At 34.8% G+C, this 15035-nt stretch carries 14 protein-coding genes; 10 read left to right on the forward strand and 4 right to left on the reverse strand.

The window, feature by feature from the left end:
• Positions 1-19: 19 nt before the first annotated feature.
• From ACWG0P_RS04050 to ACWG0P_RS04060, 3 genes are all read right to left on the reverse strand, one after another.
• Positions 20-1840 (reverse strand): hypothetical protein, encoded by a 1821-nt coding sequence (locus tag ACWG0P_RS04050; protein ID WP_455800594.1) that lies wholly within the window; start codon positions 1838-1840, stop codon positions 20-22.
• 142 nt (positions 1841-1982) lie between these two features.
• Positions 1983-3218: a pyridoxal phosphate-dependent aminotransferase gene (locus tag ACWG0P_RS04055; protein ID WP_455800595.1), complete on the reverse strand. Its 1236-nt coding sequence runs from the start codon at positions 3216-3218 to the stop codon at positions 1983-1985.
• Positions 3215-4303 (reverse strand): chorismate mutase, encoded by a 1089-nt coding sequence (locus ACWG0P_RS04060; protein WP_455790847.1) that lies wholly within the window; start codon positions 4301-4303, stop codon positions 3215-3217. Before ACWG0P_RS04060 ends, ACWG0P_RS04055 begins: the two co-directional genes overlap by 4 nt.
• 273 nt (positions 4304-4576) lie before the next feature.
• Between ACWG0P_RS04060 and ACWG0P_RS04065 the strand changes: the two genes are divergently transcribed.
• Together ACWG0P_RS04065 and ACWG0P_RS04070 are read left to right on the forward strand one after the other, a co-directional pair.
• Complete coding sequence (locus ACWG0P_RS04065; RefSeq protein ID WP_455800596.1) at positions 4577-4888, forward strand: PTS sugar transporter subunit IIB; 312 nt, start codon at positions 4577-4579, stop codon at positions 4886-4888.
• Positions 4889-5530 carry an RDD family protein gene (locus ACWG0P_RS04070; RefSeq protein WP_455800597.1) on the forward strand — a complete coding sequence of 214 codons (642 nt, stop codon included), beginning with the start codon at positions 4889-4891 and terminating at the stop codon, positions 5528-5530.
• 91 nt (positions 5531-5621) lie between these two features.
• Here ACWG0P_RS04070 and ACWG0P_RS04075 read toward each other — a convergent pair whose 3' ends face one another.
• Entirely contained in the window at positions 5622-6344 is a 723-nt protein-coding gene (locus ACWG0P_RS04075; protein WP_455800598.1) for a MurR/RpiR family transcriptional regulator, read from the reverse strand.
• 63 nt (positions 6345-6407) lie between these two features.
• Here ACWG0P_RS04075 and ACWG0P_RS04080 point away from each other — a divergent pair, with 63 nt between their 5' ends.
• From ACWG0P_RS04080 to ACWG0P_RS04115, 8 genes are all read left to right on the forward strand, one after another.
• Positions 6408-7814, forward strand: a complete 1407-nt coding sequence (locus ACWG0P_RS04080) for a family 4 glycosyl hydrolase (protein ID WP_455800599.1) — start codon at positions 6408-6410, stop codon at positions 7812-7814.
• Positions 7815-7819: 5 nt separating this feature from the next.
• Positions 7820-9118, forward strand: a complete 1299-nt coding sequence (locus ACWG0P_RS04085; RefSeq protein ID WP_455800600.1) for a PTS sugar transporter subunit IIC — start codon at positions 7820-7822, stop codon at positions 9116-9118.
• A complete protein-coding gene (locus ACWG0P_RS04090; protein ID WP_455800601.1) occupies positions 9118-9423 on the forward strand; it encodes a PTS lactose/cellobiose transporter subunit IIA in 306 nt (101 codons plus the stop codon). The genes ACWG0P_RS04085 and ACWG0P_RS04090 overlap by 1 nt, the downstream gene beginning before the upstream one ends.
• 356 nt (positions 9424-9779) lie before the next feature.
• Entirely contained in the window at positions 9780-10790 is a 1011-nt protein-coding gene (gene aroB, locus ACWG0P_RS04095; protein ID WP_455800602.1) for a 3-dehydroquinate synthase, read from the forward strand.
• The gene (aroC, locus tag ACWG0P_RS04100; protein ID WP_455800603.1) at positions 10787-11884 is read left to right on the forward strand and encodes a chorismate synthase; all 1098 of its coding nucleotides are present in this window, start codon (positions 10787-10789) and stop codon (positions 11882-11884) included. Before aroB ends, aroC begins: the two co-directional genes overlap by 4 nt.
• A gap of 23 nt (positions 11885-11907) precedes the next feature.
• Positions 11908-12924 carry a 3-deoxy-7-phosphoheptulonate synthase gene (gene aroF / locus ACWG0P_RS04105; RefSeq protein WP_455790844.1) on the forward strand — a complete coding sequence of 339 codons (1017 nt, stop codon included), beginning with the start codon at positions 11908-11910 and terminating at the stop codon, positions 12922-12924.
• The gene (aroA, locus tag ACWG0P_RS04110; RefSeq protein WP_455800604.1) at positions 12924-14189 is read left to right on the forward strand and encodes a 3-phosphoshikimate 1-carboxyvinyltransferase; all 1266 of its coding nucleotides are present in this window, start codon (positions 12924-12926) and stop codon (positions 14187-14189) included. Before aroF ends, aroA begins: the two co-directional genes overlap by 1 nt.
• Positions 14186-15034 (forward strand): prephenate dehydrogenase, encoded by an 849-nt coding sequence (locus ACWG0P_RS04115; protein ID WP_455800605.1) that lies wholly within the window; start codon positions 14186-14188, stop codon positions 15032-15034. The genes aroA and ACWG0P_RS04115 overlap by 4 nt, the downstream gene beginning before the upstream one ends.
• Position 15035: the final 1 nt, after the last annotated feature.

Raw genomic sequence — 15035 nt, forward strand, 5'->3', positions numbered from 1 at the left:
TCTGATCACTCAGATTTTTTTATTGCTGTTTTATTTTTTTATATTTCCATACCAGGAAGCCAGCTATTGCAAGTAGCGTAACTACGAAACCCTCCCATAGGATAGAAGATGTCATTTCATCAGTTTTGCTAACGCGTTTAGTATTCACTATTGTATTCGTTTCATCTTGACTAATATTTTTATGTGTTACTTCTTTCTTAACTTTATTGAGTGCAGTTTCTTTTACAACACTTTCTTGTTGAGTGGAGTCTTCTTCTTGCTCGGGTTTATCTCTACCTGTTTCATTTTGACCTCCACCTCCACGGTTTCCGCCACCTCCATCAATTTCAGAAAACAAATTGTCAATGGTTAGCTTATTTGCTTTCCATGTTCCTTCAAAAGGTCCACCTACAATCACAGAACGAATATATCCTCCATGCTTAAGTTCTGAAAAGTATACATGTGTTATTAGCTTTTCAGATAAACGTTCACTAGAACGTAACAAATTCGTATCTTTCTCTTGATCTTGTTCACGAATACAATATCCATCAACCCAATGTATTCCATCATTACTATATTGCAATACAAGACTGGTTGCTCCATATGGACGATACATAAAAACTTTCACATTAGCCACAGTCGCATCCGCATTTATTTCTGAGAAGGATATGGTATCCATTAAATCTGCACGTACTACTTTTACTTTTAATGTTGGATTTAAGGAATTGGCTTTATAGATATGTTTACTAGCAAGTTCTTCTTGTGAGAAACTTCCTGTAATTGTAAACTCTCCATAGAAATCCAAATACTCCTCTATATGTTCAACGTTCCAAGTAACAGCAAGTTCCACTTCTTCTGCTTCCTTGTGTTCATCATATAAATAACGCAATTTACATCGTATTGTTTTTGGAAGTACCCATTGATTACTATTCATATGAATTGGTACATTCATCGTATCTGGTGAAAGGATGGTTTGTAAACGATAGATATCATCATATTTCACAGGCAAATCGATTGCTGGAAATATGGAAGTAGTAGTATCTGCGATAATATGTTCTACACCTACACTACTTACAACACTTTTCGCATCGCTTCCTTTTGCGATGATTTGAGTATTACTTAATGTGATACGATTACCTGCATGTATAGCAGTTGCTTGACTGTTATGTATACCATATTGAGGATCTATTTCAGCAAATATGTAACTATCCTGTATTGTGATATTTTGTGTTGCTTGTATGGCAAGAACATCTGCATTTTCTTCATTTCCTTGAACACATATTGAAAGATTCTTTAATACCACATTTTCTGTACGAATATCAATTACATTGCGAAATCCCCATAAGCGAAAACGATATGCATCCTCGTTATTAACGAAACTTCCCTCTTTTTTACTTTCGGGACAAATCAACTGTCCTGAATCTACACGTAAGGCGCTTGTTCCTCCTTGTATAGCTCCTTGTTTTAGAGTTAGTTGTGCCTCTTGTGTTACTACCATAGTAGGGTTGGTTGGTTCACTAGATGACGAATAAAAGGTTAAGCCATCATGATCAATTTCAACGAAGCTTCTGATATAAATAGTATGATTATTGGCATCAATATACATACTTTTGCTAGTTCCGTTAAATTGAATAGGCTGCTCAATGGTTCCTCCATCTAAATAAATGTCTTCTTTCAATTCAAACATTTCATAATTTTTATCAAAATCTTTATGTTCTTCATACCATTTTAAAAACCGCTCTGTCTCAGTATCAGCTTCAACGCTATCTTGTGCATGTATACTATCGCTTAAATTTATCCCCATAAAAGGTAGACAAAATAAAATTGTACATAGCACGATAAAATATTTTATGATTTTCATATTTGCCACCCTTTCATTTGTAATTTCATTATACAATGGTTATCCCTTTCCTTCAATTTTATATTTACATTTTTTCATAGGTATGCGAAAAAGAACGAGTTTCCTCGTTCTCAACATCATATATATATGAAGCCCTTAACCATTATGCAACAGTATCTAAAATATCTTTCATTTGTTTTGCTAAGCCTTTGCATTTATCAGTACTTAAACTACATACTGCAACACGAATTCCTTTGTTTACTTTTACAGTATAGATATGTTTTTCCATCAATGCCTCATGGAATTTATCACGACACGCATTATCTTCAATCTTAACTGTTACAAAGAATCCTTCTTTATATGGATAATATGCTAATCCACAAGCATCAGATTCCTTTAAGAAAATTTCACTTCTTTGTTTTAATAGTTTTACATAGTAATCTTTTTCTTCTGTATATGCAGCTAAGTTTGTTGTGGTAACATAGGTGAAGTTTTCCATAGCGGCATTGGGTACATTAGACCAAAATGCACGTGCTTCTTTTTCAAATACGATTTCCACTGCACGAACATCTTCTTCCTTTTGCGCCATGATAATCGCAGCTCCACAACGAAGTCCATAAGAAGTTAATGATTTACTACAACTAAAGGCAATGATTGCCATTACATTCTCACTGAATTCATTAAATGTATTGATATAATCATGACAGTGTTCTAAATCATAAGAATAATCAATGTACGCAATATCATTCAATAAGACAACTGGTACTTTCTTTCCACATTCATTTAAGAAAGCGACTACTTCTTTCCATTCTTCCATTGTAAGTGAATATCCCGTTGGATTATGACAAGGGTCATTGATAATCATCAATAATTTTTCTTGTGTTTCCATAACTTCCAAACAAGTTTTCTTGAAAGACTCCAAATGGAAGTGATCTCCATCAAATAAGGAATAGGTCTTTACTTTCAGGTTATCCATAGTTGCCATCAGTTTATAAGATCCCCAAGCAATCTCAGGAATAATGAGTGTTTCTCCATCATCTAGTATTTCTTGTACCGTTAATGCAACTGCCCCTGTTCCACCAGGTGTCGCAATAACACTGTGTGCTAGTGTAGAATTACTATCTCCCACAACCCACTGGTATACTTGTTTACGGAAAGAATCATTTCCTACAAAGCTTCCTGCATAGGCTGCCTTGGTTTCTTTTGCGATATTGTTGTAAGGTGTAAATACACTATCGAATGCGACAATGGAACCCTCTTCATTGTACAAGGAACCAATGGTTGCGTTGATGACCCCCTCAGGCCCATTCTTCGCAATATCTTCTTTTGCTTTCTTTACAATCGCAAATACTGTATCTTCAATTGGTGTAGTGTCTACTTTCTTTTTTACAAAACTCATTTTTCGTCCCTACTTTCTTTTTGATATGCCCCTAATACACGTACATAAGCACATGCCTTTTTCAAATCTTCCAGTAATTTTTGTTCTGCCTCATGTTGTAGATTCCCAACGATTTCTACATAAAAATAATATTCCCATGGGCTATCTTTCATGGATCTAGATTTAATGCTCTCCATATTAAATCCATAGTTGGATATGATTTGCATAACTTCTAACAGCGCCCCTGCTTTATGTTGTGTTTTAAATAAGATACTGAATTCATTACCATGAGGTTCTAGCTCTCTTTTAATGATAATGAATCGAGTTGTATTTTGAGCACTTGTATTGATATCTTCTGCTAAGATATCTAAGCCATACAATTCTGCATTTTCCTTTGCGGCAATCGCTGCCTTTGTTTTATCATTTTGTTTTGCGACATATTCTGCCGCAAGAGCAGTATTCGCATATGGAATAAGTTCCATATTACGTCCTTCTAAGAACTTCTTTGATTGATAAATCGCTTGGTCTTTGGAATACACTTGGCGTACATCCTCAATACGAGCACCTTTTACACCTAACAAATTCTGAGAAATTTTCAAATCGTATATGTCATGAATATATACATTTTCATATTGTATGAGAATATCCAACACTTCTCCAATTTCTCCCGTATAACTATTTTCAAAAGGAATTACACCATAAGTAATCTCACCACTGCTTACTGCATTTACAACATCTTCAAAAGTTGCATAACGTTGTTTTTTCATATCTGGAAAAACATGTGTACAGGTAATATAAGAAAACGCCCCTTGCGTTCCTTGATAACCAACCACATCTTTACTAATTACCATCTTTTGATAACGTCTTGATTGTGCCATCACATTCTTCATGAAATCTTTGTATAATTCCTTATACTCTTCCTTATGTATATAGTGAATATTCTTATCCAAAATTTCTTGTTCTCTGGATGTATCAAGTACTGCTAAATTGTTTTCCTGTTTATAATGGATAACATCTTCCACAGCCTGCATGCGCTTTTCAAACAGTTCTGCCATCTGTTCATCAACTTCATTGATCTGTTTTCGTGCATCCTCTAGCAAACTCATGTCATCACCTCATTTTCTTATATATTATACAATAAAGTAAACAATACGAACACTATTTTATGAAAATATTTGCAAAAATGTAAACAGATTACATTTGTAATTTACATAAATTGGTTTTATAAAAGATAAAGAAATAGATTTCAGTACATTTACATTTTCAAAATCAGTGATATAATGAAATTAGCCGAAGTTCAAACAATTATCAAACAATCCAATTGGGAAGATGGAATGCTTTCATTTTTGTTATGTAAAAAACATTAGGAGGATATTACCATGATACATATTGGAATGTTTTGTTTTGCTGGTATGAGTACTAGCGTATTAGTAGCGCGTATGAAAGAATGCGCAGATAATGATGGAATCGAATGCACAATCAACGCTTATCCTGAAACAGAAGTTGCGGATAAAGCAAAAGATTTAGATATTGTACTAATTGGTCCACAGATTAAATATATGAAAAAAAGAATTGAAGCACTATGTACACCTCTTGGTGTAAAAGTAATGGTTGTTTCAAATGTTGATTTTGGACGCATGGATGCACGCCATGTATTAGATGAAGCCATGAAACTATTAGAGGAAAAGTAGATGGTGAAAGCCAAACAAAAAAAGGAAGACTTATATTCACGTCTTCCTGATATTAGTGGCAATTCTTTAAAAGCACGGTATGTGCGTCGCATCAAAACACAATTAAAATATGCATCTTTGATGAAGCGCTTTTTAGCTTTTCTTATTGATTTTCTTCTTAGTTCTATATTTGTAAGTATCATTCCGATGATTATCACAAGTATCGCAACTCAAGAAAAATCATTTACAATCACTAATATGATGAAATTATCGATAGAATTGCAAATATTATGTTGTTTAATTGCCATTGTTTTTGCTATTTATTATTTTTGTATCTACCCTTCAAAATCAACACATTGCGGTCAAACTATTGGAAAACGAATTATGTATATCAAAGTTCAACGACGAGATGGACAAGACGTTTCATTACGTGATCTATTGAAGAGAGAATTGCTAGGTTCTATGTTGTTAGAAGGAGAAACAGCTTTTCCTTCCGCCTTTGTCCGTTATATAATCTTTTTATGTATACCTTCCATGGTTTCGCAAGTTTTAACCACCTTAACCATTCTTATTTCACTTTGTTCCATCCTTTACTGCATTGTTGATTCAAACCGTCGTATGCTTCATGATTTTGTAGCAAAAACAAATGTTGTTGATTTGTAAACATGTTTTTTCTTATAGGTAACATGTTTTATACTTACCTCAATTTATAGACAAAAAGAACGGATTCTCTATAATGGAAATTAGAAGAGGTCTAGTTCTTTTTTTCGATATATGTCTGCAGAATATATTCAAAGGCTAGAATCGTTAATGCGCAAAACGTGTCCGCTTCAAATAAAAGAGGATGTTTATTACTACAGATTTCAATAACAAGATCACACTTCTTTGCCAATGTACTTTCCATATTTGCTGTAAACAGGATTGTTTTGATATCAGAATTTCGGGCGATTTCAACATTTCTAAGCAAGTCTTCCGTTTCACCGCTTTTGGAAACTACCATCAACAAAGCTGCCTTCTTGTTTAATGGTCCTGCATCGTAAACATCTAAATGTGCGCCGTTATAAGACGTGAATCCTAGCATGGATAGTTTTCGGGTTATATAATCACATACGATTTCAGAATACCCTAAACCTAAACAACTAATACGATTTTGTTCACATTGTATGATAGTTGTAATTATTGCATCCATCTGTCGCTCACTGTAATTACGCACAATATCTTTTAAAGAGAAAAGAGAAGAAGTTTCACTAATAGGAGAAGATAAAGCATTTTTGATTTGGAATACCATTTCACTGTATCCATTGAATCCAAGCTTTTTAACTAACTTGAAAATTGTGGATGTTGAAACATAATTGATTCTTGCAATCTCGCGAATTGTACAGTCATCTTGTGCTAATATTTGTCGTTCAATCGAATCTAAGATTTCAATTTCTGCAGCCTTCAAATTAGAATAACTGCTTAAGTTATGTATTACCATAGTCATCACCACTTTCACTTTTTCTATTATACCACGTGTAAAAACGAAATGAGAGGAGAAACAATGAAACGTTATTCAATTGTTATTTGTGGGGGCGGAAGCACCTATACACCAGATATGTTAGAGTTATTATGTTTTGTGCAAAAAGATTTTCCTTTAAAGAAAGTCATGATTTATGATATTGACCACGATCGTCAAGAGAAAATTGGCGAATATGGAAAGATTTTATTTAAAGAATATTATCCAGAAGTTTCTTTCGATTATACAACAGATAAAAAAACAGCCTTCGAAGATATCGACTTTGCCTTTGTACAAATTCGTGCAGGAGGTATCGATATGCGAAACTTTGATGAAAAAATTCCTTACCGTTATGATTGCATCGGTCAAGAGACTTGTGGAGCAGGTGGATTATCTTATGGAATACGCTCCGTTACACAAATGATTGAGCTCATACGCGATATACGTAACTATGCACCAGATAGTTGGATCATTAATTATTCTAATCCTGCCGCTATTGTAGCAGAAGCAACAAAACGAGTTTTCCCAGAAGATAAAAAGTTAATAAATATCTGTGATATGCCAACACAGATTATGGATTCTTATTTACCACTTGTAAACCGTGTAAGAAGTGATGTAGAACCTATCTATTTTGGATTGAATCACTTTGGATGGTTTACACATTTCTATGATAAAAAAACAGGAAAAGATGTTCTTCCTGAAATACTAGAGATTTGTAAGAATGATCCTCAACGGGTACATAATGAGCTACATGAAATGTATAAAAATGATCATCACTGGGGTGGAACTTTTCAAGAACATGCAGATTTTGTATTAGACTATCCTTACTCATTGCCAAGTACATATTTACTTTATTATTTGTATCCTGAAAAATGTCTAAAACATTATAATAGTGAATTTACACGTTATGATGAAGTTTTAAAGGGTCGTGGCGAAAATGTTAAATCTTATTGTAATGGCATTGTGTCCCTTGGAAAGATGCGAGGTACGCAATATGATATAAGTAAGCATATTGATCAGAATGCAAGTGATGTGTCGCAAGCTACTTCCTCTACAATAGCTTATAATGATGTACATGCAACTTATCTAATCGAATTAGCAATCTCAATTATTAACAATAAAAATGATATCTGTCTTGTGATGGTAAAGAATGATGGAATCATACCAAATATTGACCCAGGCATGATGATAGAAGCAGCATGCCGCATTGGAAAAGAAGGAATACAACCAATTGCGATTGGAGAAATTCCTACATTTGAAAAAGGATTAATGGAGAATCAATACGCTTGTGAGAAATTACTTGTCGATGCTATCACGGAACACGATTATCAAAAACTTTTACAAGCATTTACAATCAATCGTCTAGTGAATGATACCGAAAAAGCTAAAAAGATGATTGCGGATTACATGGAAGTAAATAAAGATTATTGGCCAACCTTTGAAAGGAAGTAATAGTTATGTCTAAATTTCTAAATACATTGGAAGAAAAAACAATGCCAATCGTTGAGGTAGTTTCTAGCAATAAAATTTTAATGGCAATACGTGATGGTTTGGTTCTCTGTATGCCATTAATGATTGTAGGTTCCATTGCTTTAGTAATCTCAGACTTTCCCCTACCTGCTTTTCAAGAGATGATGGCATCAATTTTTGGGGAGAATTGGAGTTGGTGGAGTGCCACTATCTCCAGTGCAACAACCGGGCTCGTTGCGATTTTCACTACTTTTGGTGTTGGTTATTCTCTAGCTAAAAACTCTGAAGTAGAGCCTCTTCCAGCAGGAATGATTAGTGTCGCTGCTTATTTTATGCTCTTAATACAAATCGAAGATGGAGCTTTCTCCGCAGCTGACTTTGGTGCACAAGGACTATTCTGTGGTATGATTTCCGCACTCATTGCAGTTAGTATCTATGTAAAAGTAATAAAAATGAACCTTGTTATCAAAATGCCACCAAGTGTTCCTGCCTCTATTTCTCGTTCTTTTACTGCTTTGATACCAACTGCTATCATTTTGCCTTTATTTATTATCATTCGTTATATTTTTCTTATTACACCATATGAGAGCGCGAATGAGTTTATCTTAAATGTACTTCAAATTCCGTTATTAGGTGTTGGGACATCACTTATTGGTACAGAGATTACAGCTGGTTTCTTTAATACTTTCTTCTGGATTTTCGGGATTCATGGAACCCTTATTGTGCAATCTGTAATGCAACCGATTTGGGAAGCCGCAAAATATGCAAATTTAGCTGCACACCAAGCTGGATTAGCTGTCCCCTATGTTGTTACCACAGAATATTTAGATCACTTTGTTTTCCTTGGAGGATCTGGGATTACTCTTCCATTCTGTGGCATGCTTGCATTCAAAGCAAAATCAAAACAGCTTAAAGAATTAGGAAAATTATCGTTAGTCCCTAGTATATTCAATATTAATGAACCACTGATATATGGTTTACCAATCGTTATGAATCCTGTTCTCGCAATCCCATTCTTTGTAACGCCAATGCTTTCAATCTTGATCAGTTATTCCGCTATGTATACTGGTTTAGTATCTGCACCAACTGGGGTTGCTATACCATTTACAACACCTGCCTTAATTGGAGGATTCTTGATAACTGGAGATATCAAAGTTGCTATTTTACAACTCTTGATTCTGGTAATGGCTGCAGCAATTTATTATCCATTCTTTAAAATCTGGGATAAAAAATGCGTAAAAGATGAAAATGATTATGAATTATCAAATAATCAAGAGGTTAAGTAATGGAAGAAATGATATGTTTTCAGATGATAGCCAGTATGGGAGAAGCATCTTCCTCATATATGGAAGCGATTGACTGTGCAAAAGAAGGCAAAATCGATGAAGCTCGTGCATGTATTACCAAAGGTGAGCAGGAAGCATTAGAATGTCATCGAGCACATGCAAATTTATTAAAAGATATGGCAAACAATATTAAAATAGAAGTTACACTTTTACTTCTTCATGCAGAAGATCAAATGATGAATGGTGAACTCATGAAGTTGATGGCTAATGAATTGATCGAAGTCTATTCAAAAATAAACGCTTAAAAAGAGACTCTTTGTTCAAGAAATCTATTACTTAGATTAAACTTGGCAAAGAGTTTTTCTATTCAAGATAAGCTATCATTTTCTTTAAACACATCAATATCTTACATAATTTTCATTTTTCATGAAATTTTTTACATGTTTTGCTTGTTTTCCTTGTAATTCCATTCTTTTTATATTATGATATTAGAGTAATTGGAGTGATTATTTATGCAAAACAAAGGATATTATTATTTTAGCTGAATTCGTTATGAAGCCAACATTTGCATATGATGGTCATTTTCCATATTCTTTATAACGAAATATACATTAGCATCTGTCCTATGAACGGTGCTTTTTTTCTTTAAGGGAGGACTTTTATGAAACTACACATTGATTTAAAAGAAAATGGATACGACATCATACTAGAACATGGTGCTTTACATCATGTGTCAGACTATGTCAATCTTGAACGTAAAGTGATGATTATTACAGATTCAGGAGTACCTACACAATACGCGAAAATACTAAGTGAACAATGCCGTGAGAGTTACATTCATATCGTTGAACAAGGAGAAGACTCTAAGAGCTTTGAAGTATATAAGGAAATTTGTGAAGATATGTTGTCTCATAAGTTTTCACGTAAGGATTGTGTCATTGCGTTAGGTGGCGGCGTTGTAGGTGACTTATCAGGATTTGTCGCTTCTTCTTATATGCGTGGAATTGATTTTATTCAAATACCAACAACGACCCTATCTCAAATCGATAGTAGTATTGGAGGAAAAGTCGCCATCAATTTACACGAAGTAAAAAATATCATTGGTGCGTTTTATCAACCTAAGCTCGTAATTGTGGATGCGGATACATTACAAACACTACCAAAACGTCACTATATCAATGGGTTAATAGAAGCGATTAAAGCTGGTTTAATCTACGATAAGGAATTGTTTGAACTATTTGAAACAGGCGATATTTATCAGGATTTAGATAACATCATTTACAAAGCTTTATGTGTGAAAAAAGATGTAGTGGAAAAAGATGAAAAAGAACAACATTTACGTAAGATTTTAAATTTTGGACATACCATTGGACATGCGATAGAAAGTTACTATCATTTAAGTGATTATCTACATGGAGAATGTGTGGCGATGGGAATGTTGTACTTCATTGATGATAAAGATTTAAAACAAAGGGTATTAGCCCTATATGATAAATTGGGAATTTGTAAAGATGCTCCTTATGATGAACAACAAGTTTATGAAACATTATGCAGTGATAAGAAAGCTGGAAATGATAGTGTTACTCTTGTACGTGTAAAGGAACTTGGAAGTGCACAATTAGTGGAAACACCACTTACGCAGGTGCGTGAAATATTGAGAGGTCAAGTATGAAAAATACATTCGGAAATTTATTACAAGTGACAATCTTCGGAGAAAGTCATGGAGAAAGTATTGGGGCAGTGATTGATGGACTAGCACCTGGTATCAAATTAGATATGGATTTTATAGAAGCACAGATGGAGAAGAGAAAAGCGAAGGGTCGTATTTCTACACAACGTAAAGAAGGCGATGAACTTCATATTGTGAGTGGATACTTCAATGGGTATACAACAGGTACACCACTTACCATTCTCATCCATAACACAAATACAAAAAGTCATGATTATGAAAAGACAAAACATAGAGTTCGTCCATCGCATGCGGATTATACAGCAGATGAAAAATATCAAGGATATCAAGATTATCGTGGTGGAGGACATTTCAGTGGAAGAATTACTGCCCCACTTGTGGCAGCAGGAGCGATTGCTTTACAAGTATTAAAAGAAAAAGGAATTGAAATAGGCTCCCACATATTACAATGCAAGGATATTTATGATCGACCTTTTGATAGTACACATTTATTAGAAGATCTTGAGAATGTGAATGAAAAAGAGTTCCCTGTTCTTGATGATGAAAAAGCAGTGCAAATGAAAGAAATGATTACAGAAGTTGCGCAAGAAGGGGATAGTGTTGGCGGTATATTGGAAAGTTGTATTTTGAATATGCCAACGGGTGTAGGAGAACCTTTCTTTGATTCTATTGAAAGTAGATTATCTCATTTGTTGTTTAGTGTTCCTGCCTTAAAAGGTGTGGAATTTGGATTAGGTTTTGGGTTTGCGAACTGCTTGGGTAGTGAAGCAAACGATGCGCTCACGTATACAAATAAAGTAGAAACGAAAACAAATAACAATGGTGGTATCAATGGAGGTATTAGCAATGGAATGCCAATTATGATACGTAGTGTAATCAAACCAACACCATCTATTTATAAAGAACAAGATACCATTGATCTAAAGAGCCATGAAGCTGTGAAGCTTGTTATTGAAGGACGTCATGATCCTGCCATTATCCACCGTGCAAGAGTTGTGGTAGATAGTGTACTAGCAATTGGTATTTTAGATTTAATGATGGAAGCAGAAGCAACCAAATCGATGCATAAGAAATAAAAACTATATAAGGAGGAACTGTTATGATTATCACAATGAAAAAAGATGCGACAAGACAAGATATAGAAAGTGTCATGAAGCAATTAAAAGAAAAAGGTTTACAAATACATGAAAGTATCGGAGAAAATTACAATGTGTTTGGTGTAGTTGGGGATACTTCTCAAGTAGATCCAAAACGTATTGAGGCAAACCCTCATGTGGATAGCGTTGTACGTGTATCCTCTCCATACAAAAAGGCAAGTCGCATGTTTCATCCCGAAGATACCATTGTGGATGTTAATGGTATACGCATCGGGGGAAAAGAGAAACTCGTTGTGATTGGTGGTCCATGTTCTGTAGAAGGAAAAGATATGATAGTACATCTTGCGAAGGAAGTAAAAGAAGCAGGTGGCGTAATGCTTCGTGGAGGTGCGTATAAACCTCGTACAAGTCCTTATGCGTTTCAAGGGATGGGAAGTGAAGGAATTCAAGCCATGGTTGAAGCTCGTAAAGAGAGTGGACTTCCTATTGTTAGTGAACTTATGAGCGCTGATAAATTAGAGGAGTTTGTTGAACACGTGGATGTTATTCAAATTGGTGCACGTAACATGCAGAACTTTGATTTATTAAAGGCTGTTGGGAAAACCAATAAGCCTGTGTTATTAAAAAGAGGATTAGCGAATACAATTGAAGAGTGGATTATGTCCGCTGAATATATTATGTCCGAGGGAAATGAGAATGTTATCTTGTGTGAACGAGGCATTCGTACCTTTGAACCATATACAAGAAACACCTTAGATTTAAGTGTGATTCCGTTGATTAAGAAGAAAACGCATTTACCTATTATCATTGATCCAAGTCATGCGACAGGAGATTGGGAATTGGTTGAAGCTGCATCCTTGGCTGCGATTGCGGCTGGTGCGGATGGATTGATTATTGAAGTTCATGACTGTCCACAATGTGCATGGAGTGATGGAGCACAATCTTTAAAACCAGATAACTTTAAAGAAGTTATTCGAAAAGGAAAGGCAATCGCTAACGTTATCGGGAGGGATATGTAATGAAAGCAAAGGTATCCCCTTCTATATGTAATGGAAGTGTTCATATACCTCCAAGTAAATCGATGTCTCACCGTGCCATTATATGCGCTGCCCTTGCACAAGGAAAAAGCACGATTACAAACGTTGCATTCTCACAAGATATCTTAACTACAATCGAAGGGATGCGTAATCTAGGTGCACAAATTACTGTAGAAAAAGATAGTGTTACCATCGAAGGAATCAAAGATTTCCAACATTTAGCAAAGAAAGAAATCTTTTGCCTCGAATCTGGTTCTACGTTACGTTTCTTTATTCCCATCTTTTCTTTATGTAATCAAGAGGTTATCTTTACTGGACAAGGTCGTTTACTACAACGTCCTCAAAAGGTATATGAAGATATCTTCCATGAACAAGGATTGGATTTTGTGCAAAGTGAAGATGGCATTCATATTCATCAATCCCTACAAGCAGGAAGCTATACAATGAAAGGGGATGTAAGTTCCCAATTTATTAGTGGTTTACTGTTTGTATTACCACTACTTAAAGAAGACTCTACACTTCACATTCTTCCACCTTTCGAATCTAAATCTTATGTAGATTTAACATTGCAGATGATGGAACTATATGGAGTTCATGCATCTTTTATGGATGAACATACCCTTCATATTCCAGGTAATCAAACGTATGTAGCTCATGATTATGAAATTGAAGGGGATTATTCACAATTGGCGTTCTTTGCTGTACTAGCGGCTTTAAATCATGATTTAACCATTACAGGTGTACATCATGATTCTAAACAAGGCGATAAACAAATCTTATCAATCTTAAAAGATTTCCAAATACAAGTGGATGAAATAGAACGTGGATATCATATTCATAAAGGCAATCCGATAGCACATGAAATCAATTTAGAAAATTGTCCTGATTTAGGACCAATTCTATGTGTCCTTGCGATGTATTCACAAGGAGAAACACACATTTATAATGCAGGAAGATTACGTATCAAAGAGAGTGATCGCATCGAGGCAATGCAACAAGAACTTCATAAGTTCAATGTAGATATGCGTTCCACTGAAGATGAAATCTTCATTACAGGGAAACAACAATATACTTGTAGCAAAGAATTACAGGGACATAATGATCACCGCATTGTTATGGCATTGAGTATCGCAACCTCCTGTAGTCAATCTACCGCTATCATCGATGATGCACAAGCAATCAATAAGAGCTATCCTGCTTTCTTTGAAGATTTGCTTGGTGTAAATGGAAAGGTGGAAATGCTATGATTCAGAAAGATACACGTTTTTTAATCGTAGGTCTTGGTCTTATTGGTGGTAGTTATGCCATGGGTCTTAAAAAGAATGGTTATCATGTAGATGCAATCGAAATCAATCAACTTAGTATTGATTTTGCGATGAAACATAATATAATAGATAACGGCTCCACCTTTGATTTAGATTTGATTTCAGAAGCTGATTTCATCATATCAGGACTCTATCCAAATGCAATGATTGAATGGATTTCAACATACCAAAAGTATATGAAACCGAATGCGTTTATTACGGATGTAAGTGGTGTAAAAAGCAGCGTTGTTTACCGAGTACAAGAGTTGCTTAGAGAAGATCTTGAATTTCTAGGTTCTCATCCTATGGCTGGTAAAGAAGTTAGTGGTGTAAAATTTGCGGATGACGCAATCTTCAATATTGCGAACTTTATCATTACACCAACGGATAAGAATACGAAAGAAGCTATTGAAACCTTACGTTCCTTTGCGTCCATATTAGGATTCTCTAATATCACTGTATTAACTCCTGAAAAGCATGATGAAATGATTGGTTTTGTATCACAACTTACACATGCGATTGCGGTTTCTTTAATGAATACGAATGACAATACGCATTTAGTAGAGTATACTGGAGATAGCTTCCGTGATCTAACACGCATTGCAAAAATCAATGAAAATTTATGGAGCGAACTATTTTTCTTGAACAAAGATATATTGATTCAAGAAATCGATGATTTCGTAGATGAAATCAACCATTTAAAAGAAACACTGATTAACAATGACAGTGATTCTTTGAAGAAACTGTTTATTCAGTCTACATCACGCAGAAAACTGTTTGATAGATAAG

This window comes from Amedibacillus sp. YH-ame6 (genome assembly GCF_053848845.1).